The sequence below is a fragment of the Xanthobacter autotrophicus genome, from assembly GCF_005871085.1.
Taxonomy (GTDB): domain Bacteria; phylum Pseudomonadota; class Alphaproteobacteria; order Rhizobiales; family Xanthobacteraceae; genus Xanthobacter; species Xanthobacter autotrophicus.
The window spans coordinates 442267-464293 of the sequence record NZ_VAUP01000015.1 but is presented as its reverse complement, the minus strand read 5'-3'; the positions used below and the strand labels follow the sequence as shown (position 1 = coordinate 464293).

The window sequence follows — 22027 nt, the reverse complement described above, 5'->3', positions numbered from 1 at the left end:
AGGAAACTATCCCAATAAAATTTCCTAGTCAACTATTGCTCCGGAAAAATGCGGGCGGACCCGCATTCTTCCGTCTATCCGGACAAGCGTCGATCACGCCGCCTGGTCCTGCTCCATCTCACCGCCATAGCGCCGCACCAGGTGGGCCTTGAACACCGAGGCGTCGAGCGGCCGGCCGGTGGCGCGGGTGAGGAGCGCGTCCGTCTCCAGCAGCGAGCCCTGGCTGTGGACGTTGGTGCGCAGCCAGGCCAGCAGTGGCGCGAAATCGCCGCGGGCGATGCCGGGCAGGATGGACGGGTCAGCCTTGCAGGCGGCGTCGAACAACTGGGCCGCAGTCATGGCGCCGAGGGTGTAGGTGGGAAAATAGCCCCAGCCGCCGCTCGGCCAGTGGATGTCCTGCAGGCAGCCGAGGCGATCGTCCGGCGGCACCACGCCGAGCAGCGTTTTCATGCCGTCGGCCCAGGCGCCGGGCAGGTCGGACAGCTTCATCTCGTCGCCGATCAGCGCCTTTTCCAGGCGATAGCGCAGGATGACATGGGCGGGATAGGTCACCTCGTCCGCATCCACGCGGATGAAGCCGCGCTCCACCCGCGTATAGCTGCGCCACAGGGCCTCGGCCTCCCAGGCGGGTCCGGTGCCATTGAAGGCGGCGCGCATGCGCGGGGCGGCGAAAGTGAGGAATTCGCGGCCGCGGCAGGCCTGCATCTCCATGAGCAGGGACTGGCTCTCGTGCACGCTCATGGAGCGGGCCTGGCCCACCGGCTGGAAGATAAAGTCGCGCGGCCGGCCCTGCTCGTAGAGGGCGTGGCCGGTCTCGTGCAGCACCCCCATGAGGGCCTTGGAGAAATTCGCCTCGTCATAGCGCGTGGTGATGCGCACGTCGTTGTCGGCCCCGCCGCAGAAGGGATGGGTGGAGACATCCAGGCGGCCGCGGTCGAAATCGAAGCCCACGGTCTTCATCATCTCGACGCCGAGGGCGCGCTGGGCTTCCACCGCGAACGGGCCAACCAGTGGCGGCGTCGCGGGGCGGCGGGCCTGCACCTCCAGCACCTGCTCGGTAAAGGCGGGCAGGAACTGGGCGAGATCGTCGAACAGGGCGTCGATGCGTGACGAGCGGCCGCCCGGCTCATAATCGTTCAAGAGCGCGTCATAGGGGGAGAGGCCGAGCTTCTCGCCCTTGGCCTGGCCCATCTCGCGTTGCAGGCGCAGCACCTCTTCCAGATCGGGCAGGAGGGCAGGGAAATCCGCCTCGGCGCGGGCCTTGCGCCACGCCATCTCGCACTTGGAGGAGGCTCTGCTCGCGGCGTCCACGAGATCGGCGGGGAGGGCGGTCTGGACCGAATATTGCCGCTCGATCTCGCGCACGTTCGCCTGTTCCCAGGGGCCGAGGTCCTCCCCTGCAGCGCTGGCGAGCCAATCGCCGATGCGCGGGTCGGTCACCATCCCGTGATGGAGCACCCGCAGCAGTGCAAGGCTTTCCGCGCGGGTTTCGGCGGCGCCCTTCGGCATCATGGTGTCGCTGTCCCATTGCAGGATGCCGATGCCATTGCCGAGTGCGGCGGCGCGGGTGAAATGGGCGGAAAGCTCGGAATATGCGCTCATGGTCCTCGACGTCCTGAAGGCCAGACGGCCGTGTTCGAAAGCGATGGCGCGACGGTAGAGAACAGCGCGGCTCAAGGAAAGGGCCGGCCCAGCGCCGCCGCATGGCCGTTGCCATCGACCCAAAAAAAACCCGGCGCGGGAGGACCCGGCCGGGTTGGAGGTGCTCAAGGTAGAAGGAAACGCTACTCAGGCCGCCTTCTCGCCGGGGGTCAGCGAAAGGACGGACTCAAAGCCTTCAAACTCCGGACCGCCGATATAGTTCACGCGATTGGACGAAGATCCTGCATCGCGATGGGCGAGGCGGAAAGCCTCTGACTTGGTCCAGGCCTCAAAATCGGCCTTGGTCGCCCACACGGTGTGGGAAATGTAGAGGGTGTACTCCTCCTTCTCCGCGCCGCGGCACAGGTCGAAGGCGACGAAGCCGGGGACGGCGGCGATGTAGGTGTCGCGCTCGCGCCAGACCCGCTCGAATTCGGTCTCGGATCCGTGCTTCACCTTGAACCTGTTGGTAGCAATGAACATTTTCATACTCCGACGTGTCAAATGGCATGGGTGAATGGGTCGCGCCGGGCGGGCGTGGCTACTTGAAAACGGGAGACGGGGTCGCCGCGGCGATGGTATCCGCTCCGAACCTGATCTTGAGCCCGCCCCTTACGGTCAGGCCGGCGCTCGGCAGGAACTGCTGGTATTGAGTGTACTGCTCGTTGAGCAGGTTCTCAACGGAGACGGACGCCAGCACGTTTTCGCTGGGCTGGTAGCCCAGATAGACGTTCACGAGGTTGAAGCTCGGCGTCGGCTCGTAGGGGGCGTCGGCCGGCATGTCGGCCTCGGTCACGGCGGCCACCCACTGCCAGCGCACGGACACGGTGAGCTTTCGGTCGAGGAAGCGGGCGCCGAGCGTCCCCGCCACGTTGTTGGGCATGGTGTTGGAGAGCGGCCCGCCGGTTTCGGTGTTCTCGCCATCTGACACGGTGACGTTGAAACCCGCGAACCAGGCCCCCGCGTCGTAATTGCTCTCCAGCTCGAAGCCCTGGAGGCGGGCCTGGGCGATGTTCTGATACTGGTAGTTGGCATAGGTGCCGTAGCGGGTCATCTGGTAGCCGACGAGTTCGATGTAATCGTCCACGTCGTTGCGGTAGATGTTGGCCTTGCCGCGGAACTTGTCGCCCTTCACGAAGATGTCGTCGAAGCGGATGTTGAGGCCGAGTTCCTTGTTCTTGCCCACCTCCGGCTGGAGATAGGGGTTGGGCACGAAGCAGAACACGCCATAGCTGCCGTCCGGGCAGAAGACGAGGGGGATGTTCGGCGGGTGCGCGCCGTTCACCAGCGTCTCGGTCACCGCAGGGGCGCGGTAGCCTTCCGCATAGGTGCCGTAGAAGGTCAGCCAGTTCCAGGGCGTGATGCCGAGGGTGAACTTGGGCGAGAAGCGCTGGCCGTCGGTGGAGACGCCGTCGCCATTGAGGCTGTAGGTGTCGTAGCGCACCGCCCCCTGGGCTTCCAGCCAGCTGGAGTAGTTCGCCTTCCATTGCACGAAGGCGCCGCCGACCCCACGCTCGCCGGAGGGATTGTAACCCTCGCCGAAGCCGTAATCGTCGATATTGTCCACGTCGTCGTGGAAGTAGTCGCCGCCGATGGTGATCGCGTTGCGGATGTCGTTCCAGACAAAGCGAGACGTGTTGTTGGCGTCGAAGCCCACGGTATTGATGGTGAAGTAGCGCGGATTGCCGATGGCGCCTGTTATCGAGCTTGCCGTTCCGGCCACCTTGATCTGGTCCTGCTTTACCTTGTTCCAGTAGAGCGTGCTGCGCCAGTCGAACACATTGTCGTTGGGGTTGGTATAGTTCCAGCTCGCGGTGGCTGTCTGGTTGAGCACGGTGGAGCCGTACTGGGTGGCGGTGGAAGGCAGGGCGCCGTTCACCAGCGCCGTGTTGTAGGTGGTGTAGTCGGCATTGTAGTTGAGGCCGGTGAACTTCACCTCGTGGAAGTCGGCAGGCCGGAAGGTGGCCTTGGCGATGCCGGTCCAGGTGTCGTAGCCGGTGCCGGGCACCACGTCGCCGTTGCCGTCCTTGTAGTCGTTCTGGGCACGATAGGTGCCGCCGAGGAACAGGTCCACGTTCTGGCCCACCCGCGCTGCGGCGAACAGGGCGCCGAAGCCCATGGGACCGTTGGAGCCGAAGTCGCTGCTGGCTTCCACGCCCCAGGTCTGGCCCTTCTTGATGATGTCGTCGGCATCCTTGGTGCGCATGGTGACGACACCGCCGATGGCGCCCGAGCCGTAGATGTTGGAGACCGGGCCACGCACCACGTCCACGTCCGCCAGAAGGCCCGGCTCCAGGAAGAAGGAGCCGGCGCCGGTGCCGTGGCCGAGCTGGGTGAAGTTCTGTCGCGCCCCGTCCACGAACACCGCCACGCGTCCGAAATCCTGCATGCCACGGATGTTGATGGAGGCCTGGGTCGAGTTGCCGTTCTGGATCACCGTGGTGCCGGGCATGCCTAAGAACACGTCCTGCGTACGCGCTGGCATGAGTTGCTCAAGGTCTTCCGGGCGAACCACGCTGATGGCCGCGAGCGCATCGATGGTGCGTTCCGGCGTGAGGCTGGCGGCCACCGTGATGGTGTCGAGGGATATCTCGCCGTCTGACTCGGACTGGGCCGTCGCAGCCGTCGCACTCTGGGCCCGTGCGACGCCTGCCATGCCGGAGAGCAGCGCGCAGGCGGCGACGCCGGAGCAAAGAATCCGTCTGGTCCAAATGCAAACGCCCGCTCGCTGCGGCCTGAGCGCCATGATCGTCTCTCCGGAATCGGTTCGTGATCGGGCTGGCTACCGTCCGAATCCTCGGACGTGGCGCGCTGCGGGCATCCCCGCCTGTCCCTCCTGAGCTACCGTTCCGCCACAGGACAGTCAAGATTTTTACATGATTGTTGCCAAAAGACGTAAATAACGTCACTGATTGTGGCAGCTAAACAACTCGGACGGATCAGTTTTGAATTTCGATAAATTCAAAAAAGCATGATCTACCTACGCGGAATAAATGCGCCTGACATGAAATGGAAATTTTCTAATTCAATGAGCCGGCCCGTTCGGCGCCGCAGTCTCGGGACACTTCTTGGTGCGGCGGTTGCGTTCCTGTGTGGCATGTCCGAATTTTGTGCCGCCGAGGTCCAGAAGGGGGATACATCCCGCATCGTCGCCATCGGCGGGGCGGTGACGGAGATCTTGTTCGCACTCGGTCTCGGCGACCGCGTCGTCGCGGTGGACCAGACCAGCCGCTATCCCGCTGCAGCAAGCCGCAAGCCCGATGTGGGTTATTCCCGCGCTCTGTCGCCGGAGGGGGTCCTTTCCATCGGACCGAGCCTCATTCTCGCGGCTGAAGGGGCCGGGCCGCGCTCCACCCTCGATGTGCTGGAGCAGGCCTCGGTGCCGGTGGTGCTCATTCCCGAGGCCCACGACAAGGCCGGCGTGCTCGCCAAGATTGCCGCCGTGGCGCAGGCGGTGGGCGAGCAGGAAAAGGGCCGGGTGCTCGCCGCCGAGGTGGCGGCGGATTTCGCGGCGCTGGAGGACATGGTGAAGGCCCTGCCGAGCCGGCCCCGCGCGGTGTTTGTGCTCTCGGCGTCCGGCGGGGCGGCGGTGGTGGGCGGCTCGGACACCAGCGCGGATGCCATCTTCCGCCTTGCCTGCGTCACCAATGCCATGGCCGCCATCAAGGGCTTCAAGCCGGCGCTTGACGAGGCGGCCATGTCAGCCGAGCCCGATGCCGTGGTGGTGATGAAGGGCGGCGGACAGGTCCTCGACGCCGACACTGTGTTCTCCCTGCCGGCCTTCGCCGGCACGCCGGCCGCGCGTGAGCGGCGGCTGGTGACCATGCCGGGCTCCTTCCTGCTGGGATTTGGTCCGCGTACGCCGCGGGCGGCGCGGGATCTTGCAGCAGCGCTCCATCCGGGTGCGCGTCTTCCGGAGTTGCCACCCCGCCAATGGGCTGCGGAGAAGGACCAATGACCGTGGAGCATGTCACCATGGCCGCTCCGGCGGAAATCGCATCCGGCCGTCCGGTGAGGGCGGGGCTGATCCTGTTCGCGCTGCTCGCCGGCGCGGCCGTGATCGGGGCGCTGGCCATCGGCCCCTTCACCATCGCTCCGGGGCGGGTGCTGACCATTCTGTGGGCGGCGCTGACCGGCGATGCCGCCCCCGGAGTCGCCCTGCGCGAGCGCATCGTGGTGCTCGACGTGCGTCTTCCCCGCGCCGTGGTGGGCGCGCTCACGGGGGCGGGCACGGCGGTGGCCGGGGCGGTGATGCAGGGGGTGTTCCGCAATCCGCTGGCCGATCCGGGCCTCGTGGGCGTTGCCCCCGGCGCGGCGCTGGCAGCGGTGGCCTTCGTGGTGTTCGGCGCGCCACTGGCGATGCTGCTGCCCGCGCCGCTTCAGGCGCTGGGCCTGCCGCTGGCGGCGTTCGCCGGCGGCCTCGGCACCACGCTCGTCATTGCCCGCCTCGCGGCGCGGGACGGGCGCACGCAGGTGGCGACCCTGCTCTTCGCCGGCCTCGCGCTGGGGGCGCTCGCAAGCGCGGGGACAGGAGTGATGGTGTTCCTCGCCTCCGAGCAGCAGACCCGTGAATTCCTGTTCTGGACCTTGGGCAGCCTCGGCGGCGCCACCTGGCTGAAGGCGGCACTGGCCGCGCCCTTCGTGCTGGGCCTGCTGGTGGCGTCGGTCTTCCTCGCCCGCGGCCTCGATGCGCTGGCGCTCGGCGAGGCGGAGGCGTTCCACGCCGGCGTTTCAGTGGAGCGGCTGAAGCGGGGCGCGGTCATTGCCGTGGCGGCAGGGGTGGGGGCATCGGTGGCGGCGACGGGGGTAGTCGGCTTCATCGGGCTGGTGGTGCCGCATCTGGCGCGGCTCGTGGTGGGACCATCCCACCGGGTGCTGCTGCCGGCCTCCGCGTTGCTGGGCGTTGCGGTGCTGCTCGGCGCCGACATTCTGGCGCGGATGATCGCCGCGCCGGCCGAACTGCCGCTGGGCGTCGTTACCGCTCTGGTGGGCGCGCCCTTCTTCCTGTGGCTGCTGCTGCGCCGGCGCGCCTTCGTCGGATGATGGGGATGAACATGTATCGGGCCGACAACGTGAGCGTTGCGGCCGGCGGCCGCCTGCTGGTGGAGGGTGCGAGCCTTGCCGTTCAGCCGGGGCGGGTGACCGTGCTGGTGGGGCCGAACGGGGCGGGCAAATCCACCCTGCTGAAGGCCATGTCCGGCGAGCATCGACTCTCAAGCGGCCGCGTGACGCTGGATGGCGTAGTCATCACGCACCTGTCGCCGTTGGCACTTGCCCGGCGCCGGGCGGTGCTGCCGCAGGCGGCGGAGGTGGCCTTCCCCTTCACGGCGGGAGAGGTCATCGCCGCCGGCCTCATGGCGCCGGATGGGCGCGACGGCGCGCGCATCGCCCGCCTCCTCGGTGAGGTGGACCTGTCGGGCTTTGCCCAGCGGCGCTACGACAGCCTGTCGGGCGGCGAGCGGCAGCGGGTGCAGTTGGCGCGCATTCTCGCCCAGCTGGAGCTGACGCGGGCCGATGCGCCCTCCTATCTCTTCCTCGACGAGCCCACGGCGAGCCTCGACCTTGCCCACCAGCTCACCGTGCTGCGGCTGGCGCGGGCTCATGCCGACAAGGGTGGCGGCGTGCTCGCGGTGCTGCACGACCTCAACCTCGCGGCCATGGTGGCGGACGAGATCGTAGTGCTGGCGCAGGGCCGCATCCGGGCGGCCGGACCGGCAGGCGAGGTGATACGCGAGGAGGTCCTGGAGGCGGCGTTCGGGGTGCGCGTGCGCGTCGGCATCATGCCGCCGGGGCCGTTCGTGCTGCCGCAGAACGTGCACTGGGCCGGGTAGGCAAGGAGGCTCCCCCGGCGCGCCGGGGGATGGTACGGGGCGATGGCGGCCGTTCAGGCCTCGGTCCCCATCGCAGAGTGCCCTCAGCCCAGCTCCTGCGCCGCCTTGAGTACCTCTTCGGCGTGGCCGGCCACTTTCACCTTGGGCCAGGTGCGGGCCACCTTGCCGTCGCGGCCGATGAGCAGGGTCGCGCGCTCGATGCCCATGTACTTGCGGCCGTACATGCTCTTTTCCACCCAGACGCCATAGGCTTCCAGCATCGCCTTGTCCGGGTCGGAGCCCAGCGGAAAGGCGAGGTCGTACTTGGCCTTGAACTTGTCCTGCGCGCTCACTGCATCGGCCGAGACGCCGAGAATGTCGGTGTCGGCAGCGGCGAAGGCGGCTTTCAGGCCGTTGAAGGCGATGGCTTCCTTGGTGCAGCCGGTGGTGTTGGCCTTGGGGTAGAAATAGAGCACCAGCTTACGGCCCTGGAAGTCCTTGAGCGCCACCGTGCCACCCCCATCGCGGGCAAGCGAGAACGGGGGCGCCTTCGCGCCGGCTTCGGGAAACTGCGACATCCGCCTTCCTTTCGACGTGTTCGGCGCCATTACGGGGGTGAGCGGCGCGTTCTCGTGGCTCTGGCGACCCACAACATCGCCGCCTTCCCGGCGCACATGGTAACTTGCAAGGATTGATCCACCTCATCTTTACGAGGCATGGGCAGGTTAGGGTCAATCGGCCCGTCATGGACGAATCGCCGCGCGCGGGGGAAGAGCCTGTGCAGCAGGTGTAATGGCGGGTGTGTCGGAAGCCGAAAGAAGCGTGGAAGGGTTGCAGCGGCATGGAGGATAGGGTGCGCAAGCCGGAGCCGGTGCGGCGTCAGCCGCGGCGCTCCCGCTTCCGGGGCATCATGGGGGCGCTGACGCCGCGCAGCCGCGTGGCGCGTGTGTTCACCATGGTGTGCCTGCTGCTCATCGCCCTTGGTGGCCTTGCCGCGGTCACCCTCTACGTGCTCATCGCCAATGGCATTGTCACCGCCAATCTCGCGACCCCCTATATCGAGCGGGCGCTGGAGGAGCGCATCGGCGGCGGGCACAAGGTGGCCATCGGGTCGACCACAATGGAGACCATGAACGGCGGCGCCACCGTCGTGGTGGTCCACGACATTCGCGTCACCGGACCTGACGGCCAGCTGGTGGCCAGCGCCCCCAGCGCCGAGGTGGAACTGGAAGGCTCTCTGCTCTCCCTGATGCCCAAGGCGCGGCGGATCGACCTTGTCGGCGCGGAAATGACGGTGCGCATCGCCGCTTCTGGCCATCTGGCGGTCGCCACCGGCAAGGGGGCCAAAGCGATCACAGCACCGATTTCAGCGTCTGGCCGTGCCCCATCGCCGTCTGCCCCGATCGCCGTTTCCCCCGCGCCAGCGACCGGTGGCGCGCCTGTCGCTGGGCCGCAGCCGGCGGTGTCCGATCCCGCTGCGGCGGCCACTGTCTCTGCCCTCGATACCGATCCGCTGAAGCCGGTTGCCCTGGCTCGCTGGATCAACGAACTGGAATCGGCCGGCTTCGATGGCGGGGCCCTCGCCGACGTGGGCCTCAAGGACGGCACGCTCATCGTGGAGAACGAGAGCGCGGGCCGTCGCATTGTCTTCCAGCACATCAGCGTGCGCCTGGCCCGGCCGGTGGCGGGCGGCGCGCAACTCACCTTCACCATCCAGTCGCCGCAGGGTGTCGCCACCGCGACGGCGCGCATCGGCCCGGCGCAGGACGGCGAGCGGACCATCGAGCTGGTGATCCGCAACCTCTCCACGCGCGACCTGGTGCAGGCCTTCATCCAGGACCAGCGCCGCTTCTACATGGACACGCCGCTGAACGCGTCCGTCACCGCGCGCCTCTCCGTCGATGGCGAGGTGAAGGCGGGGGATGCGAATGTGGACTTCGGCGCGGGAGCGCTGGGCAGCGGGGAAGACCCGGAAGAGCGCTTCGTCATCGATCGCGCCCGCATCGGCGCCACCCTCGACGTGGCCCGTCGGGTGATCGTGGTCGCGCCCATCGAGGCGGTGAAGACTGAAAACATCATCTCGCTCACGGGCGAGATCAAGGTGCCGGCGACCCTGGGCGCGTCGTGGCCGTTCCAGATGGTGCGCAAGCAGGTGGTGCTCGCCGGCAAGGAGATGCCCGAGCCGGCCCTCGTCGTCGACAAGGTGGACGTGGTGGGCCGGTTTGATCCACCAACCCGGCAGATCATCGTCGAAACCGGCTTCCTCGGCTCGGCGGCGGGGAGCTTCGCCTTCACCGCCCTGTTCGATTTCGGCGTCGACGTGCCGTATGTGAAGTTCGACGGTACGGCCTCGCCCATGCCGGTGGCCACCATCAAGCGATTCTGGCCCGTGAACATCGCCCCTCCGGCCCGGCAGTTCGCCATCGACAACGTTTCTGGCGGCACGGCGGACGGCATCACCGTGGCGGTCAAGCTGGCGCTTGACCTGATCGGTCAGAAGCAGGTGCCGCTGCCGGATGACGCCGTGCGCTTCACCATCAGCGGGAAGGGCGTCACCCTCCGACCGGTGAAGGGGTTGCCGCCGATCATCAATGCGAGCCTCGCCATCCTCGTCACGGGCCGTTCGGTGCGCATCACCCTGCCGGACGGAACCGCGGTGACGCCGCAAAACCGCAAGATCGCGGTGAGCGATGGCGTGATGTTGATGCCGGACTATTTCCCCCGCGAACCGTCCTCCCAGATCAAGGTGAAGTTCGACGGGCCGGCCGACGGTGCCATCGAGGTGCTGGGTATGGAGCCCTTGAAGGGCCCTACCGGCACCGCCTTCGACCCCTCCACCACGCGGGGCAAGTTTTCCGCCCTGCTTCAGGTGAACATCACCTTCCGCAAGGTGCCATTGCCGGAGGACTTCGACTATTCCCTCGAAGCCACCCTGACGGATTTCGGCGTGGACAAGGTGTTTCGCGGCCTGCGGCTCGAAGGGGCGACGGTGAAGGCCTTCGCCTCGCCGGCCGGCGTGGTGCTGCGCGGCGACGGCAAGATCGCCGGCGCGCCGATGGCCTTCGAGTATGAAAAGCGCAAGGACGTGGCCGATTCCGACATCCGCGTCAGCGCCACCCTGGATGATGCCGCCCGAGGCAAGCTGGGCGTGGACCTGCCCGGCGTGTCGGGGCCGGTGGGGGTGCGCCTCGTCGGCACCACCAACAACAAGGATACGCGGGCGACCATCGAGGCCGATCTCGTCAACGCCCGCATCGCCGACCTCATCCCCGGCCTCAGCAAGCCGGCTGGCAAGCCGCTGAAGGCAAAATTCGCCCTGAACGACAAGGGCAACAGCGTCCGTCTCGACGACATGGTCATCGAAGGCTCGGGCACGCTGCTGAAGGGCTCCATGGAACTCTCCGACGGCGGCGACCTGGTCGGCGCCAGCTTCCCTACCTTCCAACTCTCCGACGGCGACAAGGCATCGGCCAGGGCGGAGAAGGTGGGTGACGTGCTGAAGGTCCGCATCACCGGTGATGTGATGGATGCCCGGGGCATCATGAAGAGCCTCGTTTCGGCGCCCGCCGGCCAGCGGCGCTCCCAGAAGATGCCCGACGTGGACGTGGAGGCGCGTATTGGCGCGCTGACCGGCAACAACGGCGAGGTGCTGCGCCAGTTCGATCTCTCGGTGGCGCGCAGGGGCGTGGAGACGCGCGATTTCACGCTCACCGCCAAGGCTGGTCGCGATGGCACGGTGGCGGGGGAGATGCGCAACTGGCAGGGCCGGCAGAAGGCGCTGCTGGTCACCACCTCCGACGCCGGCGCCATGCTGCGCTTCCTCGACATCTATCCAAAGGTGCAGGGCGGCGAGGCCTGGCTGGTGGTGGACCCGCCCCGCAGCGACAGCACCCCGCAGGACGGCGTGATCCACGTGCGCGACTTCGCCATCAAGGGGGAGCCCGGGCTGGAGCGGCTCTCAAGCGCCGCGCGCGATTCCTCCGGCAAGATCGAGGACGGCACCGCCGCCTTCCAGAAGGCGCAGGCCCAGTTCTCCCGCACCACCGGCAAGATCGTGTTCAAGGAAGGCGCCATCTGGGGTTCGTCCGTAGGCGCCACCTTTGACGGCACGCTGGACTTCGCCGCCGACCGTATTTCCGTGCGCGGCACTTTCGTGCCGGCCTATGCCCTCAACAACATCTTCTCCAAGCTGCCGGTCATCGGTCTGTTGCTGGGGGGCGGACCGAACGAGGGCCTCGTGGGCGTGACCTTCGAGATCGTGGGCCCCCTCAGCGGCGGGCCCACGCTGCGCATCAATCCTATCTCCGCAGTGGCGCCAGGCTTTCTGCGCAAGATCTTCGAATTCCGCGATTCCAGCGACGCCCCGCCGACCCGGTAAGACGGCAGACACTGCGACAGTTTGACCGGACGCCCCTTGCCGTGGGTCACGGCACCGCTCACACTCACCCCATAACAAGATACGGGCGGAAACGAAAAAGGGTGGGACTGATGCTGGCACTGGTGTTGATCATCGCCTGCGGTCTGCTGGCCGTGGCGTACGGCGTATGGGCCATCCGCGAACTTATGGCAGCGGATCCAGGTACCGCGCGGATGCAGGAAATCGCAGCCGCCATCGCGGAAGGAGCGCAGGCCTATCTGAAGCGCCAATACACCACCATCGGCGTGGTGGGCGTCGTCATTTTCGTTCTCGTGGGGCTGTTCCTCGGCTGGCTGGTGGCGGTGGGCTTCGCCGTCGGCGCCATTCTCTCCGCGCTGGCTGGCTTCATTGGCATGAACGTGTCGGTCCGCGCCAATGTGCGCACAGCGCAGGCGGCGACCCTGTCGCTCGCCGGTGGCCTCGACCTCGCCTTCAAGGCCGGTGCGGTCACCGGCCTGCTGGTGGCGGGCCTCGCGCTTCTCGGGGTCACGGTCTACTTCCTCGTGCTCACCCAGATCCTCGGCTTTGCCGTCAACAGCCGCACGGTGGTGGATGCGCTGGTGGCGCTGGGCTTCGGCGCCTCGCTCATCTCCATCTTCGCCCGTCTCGGCGGCGGAATCTTCACCAAGGGCGCCGACGTGGGCGGCGACCTCGTGGGCAAGGTGGAAGCCGGCATCCCGGAGGATGATCCGCGCAACCCGGCCACCATCGCCGACAACGTGGGCGACAATGTCGGCGACTGCGCCGGCATGGCCGCCGACCTGTTCGAAACTTATGCGGTGACAGTGGTGGCCACCATGGTGCTTGCCGCCATCTTCTTCGCCGCTGCGCCGGCGAGCCTCGCCACCATGATGATCTATCCGCTGGCCATCGGCGGGGCGTGCATCATCACCTCCATCGCCGGCACCTTCTTCGTGCGGCTGGGGGCGAATTCCTCCATCATGGGCGCGCTCTACAAGGGCCTGATGGCGACGGCGGGCTTCTCCATCATCGCGCTGGCGGCGGTGACCTGGCTGCTGCCTGGCTTCGGCGCCATCGCCGGCGCCGACTTTACCGGCACCAGCCTGTTCCTGTGCGGCCTCGTGGGCCTCGCGGTGACCGGTGCCATCGTGGTCATCACCGAATATTACACCGGCACCGGCTATCGTCCGGTGGTGTCCATCGCCCAGGCCTCGGTCACCGGGCACGGCACCAACATCATCCAGGGCCTTGCGGTGTCGCTGGAATCCACGGCGCTGCCGACGCTGGTCATCATCGCCGGCATCCTGTTCGCCTATGGCCTTGCGGGACTGTTCGGCATCGCCATCGCCGCCACCACCATGCTGGCGCTGGCCGGCATGATCGTGGCTCTGGATGCCTTCGGCCCGGTGACGGACAATGCCGGTGGCATCGCCGAGATGGCCGGCCTGCCCAAAGAGGTGCGCCAGTCCACCGACGCGCTGGACGCGGTGGGCAACACCACCAAGGCGGTCACCAAGGGCTACGCCATCGGCTCCGCCGGCCTTGGCGCGCTGGTGCTGTTCGCCGCCTACAGCCAGGACCTGAAATACTTCATCGCCCAGGCGGGGCAGGGCACCTATTTCTACGGCGTCGCCCCCAACTTCTCGCTGGAAAACCCCTATGTGGTGGTGGGCCTGCTGTTCGGCGGCCTGCTGCCGTTCCTGTTCGCCGCCATGGGCATGACGGCGGTGGGCCGGGCGGCGGGCGCCATCGTGGAGGAGGTGCGCCGGCAATTCCGCGAGAAGCCGGGCATCATGGCCGGCACCGAGAAGCCGGACTATTCCCGCGCCGTGGACCTGCTCACCAAGGCCGCCATCAAGGAGATGATTATCCCCTCCTTGCTGCCGGTGCTGTCACCCATCGTTTGCTACTTCGTCATCTATGCGGTGGCGGGCGGCGGCGCGGCGGGCAAGTCGGCCGCCTTCTCGGCGGTGGGCGCCATGCTGCTAGGCGTGATCGTGACCGGCCTGTTCGTCGCCATCTCCATGACCTCGGGCGGCGGCGCATGGGACAATGCCAAGAAGTCGTTCGAGGACGGCTTCGTGGACAAGGATGGCGTCCGCCACATGAAGGGCTCGGAGGCCCACAAGGCGTCCGTGACCGGCGACACCGTTGGCGACCCCTACAAGGACACGGCGGGCCCCGCCGTGAACCCCATGATCAAGATCACCAACATCGTGGCCCTGCTGCTGCTGGCGGTGCTGGGCCACTGAGGGAAGTGTGCTGGCGGGCGCCTGGCCCGCCGGCACCTCTATTTCCCGTCGCCGAAATCCACCACCTCGTTGTTGAGGGGCAGCGCGTCCTGCTTGGGGCCGGCGAGGCGGGTGCGGTCGATTTCGGCCGGAACCGGCTTTTCAAAGAAGTTCGCGCCGTCCGGGTTGGCCACGCCCTGGCCCTGGAAGCGCGTGAAGGCATAGGGCAGGCCGTTGGCATCCAGCGGCGAGGGACCGTCCATCACGTGGAAGTGCAGGTGGGGCGCGGTGGTGTTGCCGGTGTTGCCGAGCAGCCCGATGACATCGCCCGTGCGCACCTTGTCGCCCAGCTTCACCTTCAGGCTGCCGCGCTGCATGTGGGCGTAGAAGGCGAAATTGCCGCCGCCGATGTCGATCACCAGCATGTTGCCGCCGATATTCTCCGTGGTGATTCCCTTGGCATTGCCGCCGGGCACCTGGGCGTCGGTGGCGTCGTAGAGGTTCACCACCACGCCGTCAGCCACCGAATGCACCGGCACGCCGTAATAGGCATAGCTCTCCAGCTTGTGCACGTCGCCGGTGAAGAGGCGATCGGCGGCGTCGAGTTGAACGAAGTCGATGGCGAAGCGCTCCGGCACCCGCAGCCGCCCGTTCACCGCCATGATCGCCCCGCGATGGGAGGTGAGGGCATCGCAGCAGCCGTTGATGGCCACCCAGCCCTTGCCGCGCAGCGGCGGCGCGATCACCACCGCCGGGCGGCCGATGGCGGTTTCCGCGCCGGTGAAGCTGAAGGTGCCCGGCAGGGGCCCATTCGCCGGCATGGGCACCGGCTTGCCGTCGGGGCCGGCCTCCTGGCGGGTCGCAGTGACACGCGCCAGGACCCGCTCCGGGAGCTTGGCGTCGCGGGCGAACGGCACGTCGAGGAAGACCGCCGCGATGCCGCCGGGGGCCATGGTGCCGTCCGTACCGGCATAGACCGTCTGCAGGGCACGCAGGCCCGCGCCTTCGAGGCTCGCGAGGACCTGCCCGGCGCTGTCCACAGCCTCCACCTTGTCGAGGGTGACGAACAGCTTGGTGGGATTGGTAACGTAAAGCTCATAGGCGAGATGGACCCGCCCATCGGCGCCCAGCACGGGATTCGGCGCGGTGATGGGCTGGGCCGCGATTGAGCTGTAGACCTCGTCCGTCTTCAGCGACTGTGCCGGAGCGGGCGATGCCGCGCCAAGCGCGACCAAAACGACAAGAAGACGGTGCAAGGCTGGAACCCCGGATCACGAGAAAGCACGAAGGGGAAGACGGCGCACAGCCTCGTTCAAGCCGGTCTCATGTTCAATCTGCGGCCCAATACCGCCATGTCGGGCCGATGCGGCCCGATGTCCGGCGGCGCCGACCTGCCATGCGTGTCAGGCAGGCGGCGAGGCGCGGGGGCGCTCTTCCCTCCGTGCGCCCGATCGTGTAACAGACCGGCAACTGACGCGCCGGGCTTTTGGTCGTGGCGCGAACATGATGGATTCCATGCAGACGGTTCTCATTGTCATTCACCTCATGGTGGTGCTCGCGCTCATCGGCGTGGTGCTGATCCAGCGCTCGGAAGGCGGCGGACTTGGCATCGGCGGCGGCGGAGGTGGTGGTGGCGGCGGCTTCTTCACCGCACGCGGCTCCGCCAACCTGCTCACCCGCGCCACTGCGATCCTGGCCGTGATCTTCTTCATCACGTCGCTGTCGCTGACCATCGTGGCGGGCTGGGGCCGCGCCCCGCGCTCGATCCTGCAGCCGGCGACCCAGTCTGGCCCGCAGGTTCCGCAGAGCGGCGGCACCATTCTCGACCAGATTCGCCCGCAGGGCGGCGGCGCCGATCAGGGTGCCCCCGCGACGCCGGCCGTGCCTTCGGGCCCGCAGGTTCCGCAGTCCAAGTAAGCCCCGAGTGAGCCCGTTGCCGCGGTTCGCGCGGCGACATGCTTTCCCCACAGGCGAGGCGAGGCCGACCCCGGCTTCGCCCTCGCCGAATCGCGTTTGCACGAGGTAAGGTCGAAGCCCATGGCGCGCTATATCTTCATCACCGGCGGCGTCGTGTCTTCCCTGGGCAAGGGCCTCGCCGCCGCGGCTCTCGGCGCGCTTCTCCAGGCGCGCGGCTATACCGTCCGGCTGCGCAAGCTGGACCCCTACCTCAATGTGGATCCGGGCACCATGAGCCCGTATCAGCATGGTGAGGTGTTCGTGACCGACGACGGGGCCGAGACCGATCTCGACCTCGGCCATTACGAGCGCTTCACCGGCCATCCGGCGACGAAGCAGGACAACATCACCACCGGCCGCATCTACCAGGATATCCTGACCAAAGAGCGCCGTGGCGACTATCTGGGCGCCACCATCCAGGTCATCCCCCACGTCACCAATGCCATCAAGGACTTCGTCCTCGAAGGCAATGAGGGATTCGACTTCGTCCTCATCGAGGTGGGCGGCACCGTGGGCGACATCGAGGGCCTGCCCTTCTTCGAGGCCACCCGCCAGCTGAAGAACGAGCTGCCGCGCGGCCACGCCATCTTCATCCACCTCACCCTGATGCCCTACATCCCCTCCGCCGGCGAGCTGAAGACCAAGCCGACCCAGCACTCGGTGAAGGAGCTGCGGTCTATCGGCATCCAGCCCGACATCCTGCTCTGCCGCACGGATCGCGAGATCCCGCGCGAGGAGCGGCGCAAGCTCTCGCTCTTCTGCAACGTGCGCGAGACGGCGGTGATCGAGGCGCGGGACGTGGACAACATCTATGCCGTGCCCTCCGCCTACCATGCGGAAGGGCTCGACAAGGAAGTGCTGGCCGCCTTCAACATCGAGCCGGCTCCGGCGCCCAATCTCAAGCGCTGGACCGACATCGAGGGGCGCGTGCGCAACCCCGAGGGCGAGGTCACCATCGCCATTGTGGGCAAATATACCGGCCTGAAGGACGCCTATAAGTCGCTGATCGAAGCGCTGGCCCATGGCGGCATCGCCCACAAGGTGAAGGTCAATCTCGACTGGATCGAGAGCGAGACCTTCGAGCGTGAGGATCCCGCGCCGTTCCTGGAGCATGTGCACGGCATCTTGGTGCCGGGCGGCTTCGGCCAGCGGGGCGCGGAAGGCAAGATCCGCGCGGCCCGCTTCGCCCGCGAGCGCAAGGTGCCCTATCTCGGCATCTGCTTCGGCATGCAGATGGCGGTGATCGAGGCGGCGCGCAATCTTGCGGGCATCCATGAGGCCAATTCCACAGAGTTCGGACCCACCAACGAGCCGGTTGTGGGCCTGCTTACCGAATGGCTGAAGGGCAACGAGCTGGAACGGCGCAACGCCGCCGGCGACCTGGGCGGCACCATGCGCCTCGGCGCCTATGCCGCGCATCTGGAGCCCGGCAGCCGGGTGGAGGCGGTCTATGGCGGGCGCGACATCTTCGAGCGCCACCGTCACCGCTACGAGGTGAATACCGCCTATCGCCAACGCCTTGAACAGCATGGCCTGCGCTTCTCCGGCATGTCGCCGGACGGTCTCCTGCCGGAGATCGTGGAATATGGCGACCACCCCTGGTTCATCGGGGTGCAGTTCCATCCGGAGCTGAAGTCGCGGCCGTTCCAGCCCCATCCGCTGTTCGCCTCGTTCGTGGGCGCGGCGATGGAGCAGAGCCGGCTGGTGTGACCTTTCGGCAGGGACCACGGCAGGCACGCGCCTGCCGGCTGTTTCCCTCCCGGCCGCTGCCGCTCTAAGCTCCCCTTTTGGCGAGTCGGGGAGGGGAATTGGCATGCGGCGCGGTCTTGACCATGTGGTGCATCTCGTCCGCGATCTGGATGCGGCGGGAGAGGTTTACGACCTTCTGGGCTTCACCGTGGGCGCCCGCAACCGGCATCCCTGGGGCACCGAGAACCGCATCGTCCAGACCCCCGGCTTCTTCGTCGAGCTGCTGCAAGTGGTTGAGCCGGAAAAGATTCCGCCGGACGAGGGCACGCGCTTCTCGTTCGGCGCCTTTAACCAGCGCTTCCTCGAAAACTGTGGCCAGGGCCTTTCCATGCTGGCGCTGGAGGGTACCGATCCGCAGGCCGACAAGGCCGCTTTCGATATCGAGAACTTCGGCGGGTTCGACACGTTCGAGTTCGGCCGCACCGCCCGCCGGCCGGACGGGCAGGAGGTGGAGGTCGGCTTCACCCTCGCCTTCGCCCGCGACCCGCTCTCGCCGGACCTCGGCCTGTTCACTTGCACCCAGAAGCTGCCGGAGAATTTCTGGTCGGCGGACCTGCAGCGCCATTCCAACCAGGTCACCGGTGTCGCCGGTGTGGTGCTGGTGGCGGATGCGCCGGCCCTCCACAAGGCGTTCCTGGAGACGGTCACGGGCGGGCCGGTGCTGCGGGCGAGCGACGACTGGTTCGTGGGCCAGACCCCGCGTGGCGCCGTGGACGTGATGAGCCGGCCCCTGTTCACCGAGCGCTATGGCGTGCCGGCCCCCGGCGGGGAGGGCTTGCGGCTCGCGGCGGTGCGCTTCAACACCCCCGGTGCCCCGGAGCTGCGGCGCGGACTCGCAGCCCGGCGCATGGTGGAGGAGGCTATCGCGGGCGTGGTGGTGGTGCCGCCCAAGGCGGCCCTGGGCGCCACGCTGGTGTTCGAACTGCCGGAGGGCTGAAGAGGCCTACCCGGTGCCGGCCTTGCAAGCCTCTCCCTCTCCCGCTTGCGGGGGAGGGCCGGGGAGGGGGCAAGTCTCTCCCGCCCTATGATGCGCGGGGGGACGTAAAGTTCACCCTCCCAACCCTCCCCCGCAAGCGGGAGAGGGCTTTGGAGCCGCGCGCACCCTCCCCATTGCCGCGCATTTGTGCACGGCCTCCGGCTTCACCGGCGCGCGGGATGCCCTAAATGAGGGCAGGGGACATCCGTCCCCGACGGGACGCGGACGGCCGCGTGCCCTTGCGTATCGAGCGGCGGGGACGACCCCGCCACCCGAGGTACCCGCCAATGGCGTGGATCTATCTGTTCGTCGCCGGTGTCATGGAAATCGCCTGGGCCATCGGCATGAAGCAGTCGGAAGGCTTCACCCGGCTGTGGCCCAGCCTCTTCACCCTGTCGGCCATCGCCGTCAGCCTGTTCCTGCTGTCGCTGGCGCTTCGGGGCATTCCCATCGGCACCGCCTATGCGGTTTGGGCGGGGATCGGCACCGTGGGCACGGCGCTCGTCGGCATTCTCTTCTTTGCCGAATCGACCGACCTGCTGCGGCTTGCCTCCATCGGCCTTATCGGTGCCGGGATCGTGGGGCTGAAGCTGGTCACGCCCTGACGTTAGAGCTAGTTTGGCGCGCCGCCGGGGCTTGACCATAGGTCTTGGCCACAGGTTTCGCCCCGGCGGCCCGCTTCCCAAGGATGAGCCCATGAACGCCGCACCGCCCGCCACCACGCCCCACGCCATCGTCGAGGTGGGACACGATGGGGGACCCGTGCGCATCGGCAACGGCCTGCCGCTGGCGCTCATCGCCGGCCCCTGCCAGATGGAAAGCCGCGCCCACGCGCTGGAGGTGGCCTCCGCCCTGAAGGAGATCGCCCAGCGGCGCGGCATCGGCCTCATCTTCAAGACCTCCTTCGACAAGGCCAACCGCACCTCGCTCTCGGCCCAGCGCGGCTTGGGGCTGGAAGCCGCCCTGCCGGTGTTCGCCGAGATCCGCGAGAGCCTCGGCCTGCCGGTGCTTACCGACGTTCACGAGATCGACCAGTGCGCCGCCGCCGCGCAGGCGGTGGACGTGCTGCAGATTCCCGCCTTCCTGTGCCGCCAGACCGATCTGCTGATCGCCGCCGCCCGCACCGGCAAGACGGTGAATGTGAAGAAGGGCCAGTTCCTCGCCCCCTGGGACATGGCCAATGTGGTGAACAAGCTCACCGGCGCCGGCAACGGCCGGGTGCTGGTGACCGAGCGGGGCGTGTCCTTCGGCTACAACACCCTCGTCTCCGACATGCGGGCGCTGCCCATCCTCGCCAAGACCACGGGCGCGCCGGTGGTGTTCGATGCCACCCACTCGGTGCAGCAGCCAGGCGGGCAGGGCTCGTCCTCCGGCGGCCAGCGCGAGTTCGTGCCGGTGCTGGCCCGCGCGGCGGTGGCCGTGGGCGTGGCGGCGGTGTTCATTGAGACCCATCCCGACCCGGACAAGGCCCCCTCCGACGGGCCGAACATGGTCCCGCTCTCCCAGCTTGAAGCGCTGATCGCCACGCTCCAGGCGTTCGACGCCGTTGCAAAAGCCAATCCCGTCACCATCTGATCTGAGCTTGGGCTTGGCCGTCCGGCTCCGCCGGATCGGCCGTGTCGGGTGCGTTCCTGTTCGCCGGGCCACCCGACCCGGTTGATGGGGCGGCTTGGACGGTATTGAGAAACCGAAGCGTCTGTTGCCTTGGCCGGGCCGCCGTGTATGGTCTCGCGCCCATTTCGTTGAAGAGATTTCGTATGGCCCGGGACACCCTTGACGCGACCCCCATTGCCGGCCGGCACGAGCTGGTGGAGTGGATGGAACAGGGGTCCAAACCGGAGCGGGCCTTCCGTATCGGAACCGAGCACGAGAAAATCCCCTTCACCCTCGGCCGTCACGAGCCGGTGCCCTACGAGGGGCCCAAGGGCATCCGCAAGCTGCTGGAGGGCATGCGCTCCCTGCTCGGCTGGGAGCCCATCATGGAAGGCCCCACCATCATCGGCCTTGCCGATGTGACCGGGGGCGGGGCCATCTCGCTGGAGCCGGGCGGACAGTTCGAGCTATCGGGCGCGCCGGTGTCCACCATCCACGAGACCTGCGCGGAGCTGAATGCCCATCTGGCGCAGGTGCGCGAAGTGGCGGAGCCTTTGGGCATCGGCTTCCTCGGCATCGGCATGAGCCCCAAATGGACCCGCACCGAGACCCCGGTGATGCCCAAGGGCCGCTACAAGATCATGGCCGGCTACATGCCCAAGGTGGGCACGCTGGGCCTCGACATGATGTTCCGCACCTGCACCGTGCAGGTGAATCTCGATTTCTCGTCCGAAGCCGACATGGTGCGGAAGATGCGCGTCGGCCTGGCACTCCAGCCGGTGGCGACCGCCCTGTTCGCCAATTCGCCCTTCACGGAGGGCAAGCCCAACGGCTTCCTCTCGTTCCGCTCCGAGATCTGGCGCGATACCGACAATGCCCGTTCCGGCATGCTGCCCTTCGCCTTCGAGGACGGCTTCGGCTTCGACCGCTACGTGGACTACGCCCTCGACGTGCCCATGTATTTCGTGAAGCGTGGCGAGACTTACGTGGACGTGTCGGGCACCTCGTTCCGCGATCTGCTCGCCGGCCGCCATCCGCTGCTGCCGGGGGAGACCGCCACCCTCTCCGACTGGATCAACCACCTCTCCACCATCTTCCCCGAGGTGCGCCTGAAACGCTTCCTGGAGATGCGTGGCGCCGATGCCGGCCCCTGGGCCAAGCTGTGCGCGCTGCCCGCCTTCTGGGTGGGGCTGCTCTACGACCAGCACAGCCTCGACGCCGCCTGGGACCTCGCCAAGGACTGGACCGCCGAGCAGCGCCAGCAATTGCGGGACGACGTGCCGCGGCTGGGCCTGAAGGCCGAGATCGCCGGCCGTTCGCTGCGCGATATCGCCCGCGACGTGCTCAAGCTGTCGGAAGCCGGGCTGAAGCGGCGCGGCTTCCACGACCGGCTGGGCCGCGACGAGACGCGCTTCCTGGAGCCGCTGGAAGAGATCGTGCTCACCGGCCGCTCCCCCGCCGACAAGCTGCTGGCGCTCTACAACGGCGAATGGGACCACTCGGTGGAACCCGCCTTCAAGGCGCTGGCCTACTGAGTCGGGGCGGCGGGTACGCGTAACGCCGCCCGCCCTTGCCGCATGAGCTGAGCGCATTGCAGCCATGCGCTGATGCCATGCAGCACAGCGTGGTTTCCACCCGGACGGCGATGTTGCGCGCGATGCCGCGCGCCTGCGTGGGGGCATCGCGCCGGCCA

Annotated in this window: 16 protein-coding genes; 11 read left to right on the top strand and 5 right to left on the bottom strand. The window is 67.6% G+C overall.

From position 1 onward, the window contains the following. Positions 1 to 93: 93 nt before the first annotated feature. The 3 genes from FBQ73_RS06835 to FBQ73_RS06825 all read right to left on the bottom strand — a co-directional run bounded on the left by FBQ73_RS06835 (position 94) and on the right by FBQ73_RS06825 (position 4297). Positions 94 to 1602, bottom strand: a complete 1509-nt coding sequence (locus FBQ73_RS06835) for a carboxypeptidase M32 (RefSeq protein ID WP_138398722.1) — start codon at positions 1600 to 1602, stop codon at positions 94 to 96. Between the two features lie 186 nt (positions 1603 to 1788). Then, on the bottom strand, positions 1789 to 2124 hold the full coding sequence (locus FBQ73_RS06830; RefSeq protein WP_138398721.1) for an antibiotic biosynthesis monooxygenase family protein: 336 nt from the start codon (positions 2122 to 2124) through the stop codon (positions 1789 to 1791). A 58-nt stretch (positions 2125 to 2182) separates the two neighbouring features. Then, positions 2183 to 4297 (bottom strand): TonB-dependent hemoglobin/transferrin/lactoferrin family receptor, encoded by a 2115-nt coding sequence (locus FBQ73_RS06825; protein ID WP_246089601.1) that lies wholly within the window; start codon positions 4295 to 4297, stop codon positions 2183 to 2185. A 441-nt stretch (positions 4298 to 4738) separates the two neighbouring features. Here FBQ73_RS06825 and FBQ73_RS06820 point away from each other — a divergent pair, with 441 nt between their 5' ends. Genes FBQ73_RS06820 through FBQ73_RS06810 form a run of 3 tightly spaced genes read left to right on the top strand, consistent with a single transcriptional unit; the run spans position 4739 to position 7472 of the window. Then, positions 4739 to 5599, top strand: coding sequence for a heme/hemin ABC transporter substrate-binding protein (locus tag FBQ73_RS06820; RefSeq protein WP_170218769.1), 861 nt, complete (start codon positions 4739 to 4741; stop codon positions 5597 to 5599). Continuing rightward, positions 5596 to 6684 (top strand): FecCD family ABC transporter permease, encoded by a 1089-nt coding sequence (locus tag FBQ73_RS06815; RefSeq protein ID WP_210236686.1) that lies wholly within the window; start codon positions 5596 to 5598, stop codon positions 6682 to 6684. The genes FBQ73_RS06820 and FBQ73_RS06815 overlap by 4 nt, the downstream gene beginning before the upstream one ends. Before the next feature lie 11 nt (positions 6685 to 6695). After that, positions 6696 to 7472: a heme ABC transporter ATP-binding protein gene (locus FBQ73_RS06810; RefSeq protein WP_138399020.1), complete on the top strand. Its 777-nt coding sequence runs from the start codon at positions 6696 to 6698 to the stop codon at positions 7470 to 7472. Between the two features lie 83 nt (positions 7473 to 7555). On the opposite strand, the gene FBQ73_RS06805 is transcribed toward FBQ73_RS06810, so the two are convergent. Next, positions 7556 to 8029 carry a peroxiredoxin gene (locus FBQ73_RS06805; RefSeq protein WP_138398718.1) on the bottom strand — a complete coding sequence of 158 codons (474 nt, stop codon included), beginning with the start codon at positions 8027 to 8029 and terminating at the stop codon, positions 7556 to 7558. 275 nt (positions 8030 to 8304) lie between these two features. On the opposite strand from FBQ73_RS06805, the gene FBQ73_RS06800 reads away from it, so the two are divergent. Continuing rightward, entirely contained in the window at positions 8305 to 11829 is a 3525-nt protein-coding gene (locus tag FBQ73_RS06800; protein ID WP_170218768.1) for a YhdP family protein, read from the top strand. A gap of 110 nt (positions 11830 to 11939) precedes the next feature. Beyond that, a complete protein-coding gene (locus FBQ73_RS06795) occupies positions 11940 to 14081 on the top strand; it encodes a sodium-translocating pyrophosphatase (protein ID WP_138398716.1) in 2142 nt (713 codons plus the stop codon). A 38-nt stretch (positions 14082 to 14119) separates the two neighbouring features. Here FBQ73_RS06795 and FBQ73_RS06790 read toward each other — a convergent pair whose 3' ends face one another. Then, positions 14120 to 15316 (bottom strand): M23 family metallopeptidase, encoded by a 1197-nt coding sequence (locus FBQ73_RS06790; RefSeq protein ID WP_138398715.1) that lies wholly within the window; start codon positions 15314 to 15316, stop codon positions 14120 to 14122. Positions 15317 to 15575: 259 nt separating this feature from the next. Between FBQ73_RS06790 and secG the strand changes: the two genes are divergently transcribed. The 6 genes from secG (at position 15576) to FBQ73_RS06760 (ending at position 21869) form a co-directional block, all read left to right on the top strand. Beyond that, the gene (gene secG / locus FBQ73_RS06785; protein ID WP_138398714.1) at positions 15576 to 15977 is read left to right on the top strand and encodes a preprotein translocase subunit SecG; all 402 of its coding nucleotides are present in this window, start codon (positions 15576 to 15578) and stop codon (positions 15975 to 15977) included. Between the two features lie 120 nt (positions 15978 to 16097). Continuing rightward, the gene (locus tag FBQ73_RS06780) at positions 16098 to 17726 is read left to right on the top strand and encodes a CTP synthase (RefSeq protein ID WP_138398713.1); all 1629 of its coding nucleotides are present in this window, start codon (positions 16098 to 16100) and stop codon (positions 17724 to 17726) included. A 103-nt stretch (positions 17727 to 17829) separates the two neighbouring features. Continuing rightward, positions 17830 to 18702: a VOC family protein gene (locus FBQ73_RS06775; RefSeq protein ID WP_210236685.1), complete on the top strand. Its 873-nt coding sequence runs from the start codon at positions 17830 to 17832 to the stop codon at positions 18700 to 18702. A gap of 326 nt (positions 18703 to 19028) precedes the next feature. Then, a complete protein-coding gene (gene sugE / locus FBQ73_RS06770) occupies positions 19029 to 19346 on the top strand; it encodes a quaternary ammonium compound efflux SMR transporter SugE (protein WP_138398711.1) in 318 nt (105 codons plus the stop codon). Between the two features lie 91 nt (positions 19347 to 19437). After that, positions 19438 to 20316: a 3-deoxy-8-phosphooctulonate synthase gene (gene kdsA / locus FBQ73_RS06765; protein ID WP_246089600.1), complete on the top strand. Its 879-nt coding sequence runs from the start codon at positions 19438 to 19440 to the stop codon at positions 20314 to 20316. 182 nt (positions 20317 to 20498) lie between these two features. Continuing rightward, positions 20499 to 21869: a glutamate--cysteine ligase gene (locus tag FBQ73_RS06760; RefSeq protein WP_138398710.1), complete on the top strand. Its 1371-nt coding sequence runs from the start codon at positions 20499 to 20501 to the stop codon at positions 21867 to 21869. Positions 21870 to 22027: the final 158 nt, after the last annotated feature.

Coding starts and splice junctions, on each gene's coding strand:
- FBQ73_RS06780 (WP_138398713.1), top strand. CDS start 16,098: ATGGCGCGCTATATCTTCATCACCGGCGGCGTCGTGTCTTCCCTGGGC.
- FBQ73_RS06795 (WP_138398716.1), top strand. CDS start 11,940: ATGCTGGCACTGGTGTTGATCATCGCCTGCGGTCTGCTGGCCGTGGCG.
- FBQ73_RS06830 (WP_138398721.1), bottom strand. CDS start 2,124: ATGTTCATTGCTACCAACAGGTTCAAGGTGAAGCACGGATCCGAGACC.
- FBQ73_RS06810 (WP_138399020.1), top strand. CDS start 6,696: ATGTATCGGGCCGACAACGTGAGCGTTGCGGCCGGCGGCCGCCTGCTG.
- FBQ73_RS06805 (WP_138398718.1), bottom strand. CDS start 8,029: ATGTCGCAGTTTCCCGAAGCCGGCGCGAAGGCGCCCCCGTTCTCGCTT.
- kdsA (WP_246089600.1), top strand. CDS start 19,438: ATGAACGCCGCACCGCCCGCCACCACGCCCCACGCCATCGTCGAGGTG.
- FBQ73_RS06825 (WP_246089601.1), bottom strand. CDS start 4,297: ATGGCAGGCGTCGCACGGGCCCAGAGTGCGACGGCTGCGACGGCCCAG.
- sugE (WP_138398711.1), top strand. CDS start 19,029: ATGGCGTGGATCTATCTGTTCGTCGCCGGTGTCATGGAAATCGCCTGG.
- secG (WP_138398714.1), top strand. CDS start 15,576: ATGCAGACGGTTCTCATTGTCATTCACCTCATGGTGGTGCTCGCGCTC.
- FBQ73_RS06835 (WP_138398722.1), bottom strand. CDS start 1,602: ATGAGCGCATATTCCGAGCTTTCCGCCCATTTCACCCGCGCCGCCGCA.
- FBQ73_RS06760 (WP_138398710.1), top strand. CDS start 20,499: ATGGCCCGGGACACCCTTGACGCGACCCCCATTGCCGGCCGGCACGAG.
- FBQ73_RS06820 (WP_170218769.1), top strand. CDS start 4,739: ATGTCCGAATTTTGTGCCGCCGAGGTCCAGAAGGGGGATACATCCCGC.
- FBQ73_RS06775 (WP_210236685.1), top strand. CDS start 17,830: ATGCGGCGCGGTCTTGACCATGTGGTGCATCTCGTCCGCGATCTGGAT.
- FBQ73_RS06815 (WP_210236686.1), top strand. CDS start 5,596: ATGACCGTGGAGCATGTCACCATGGCCGCTCCGGCGGAAATCGCATCC.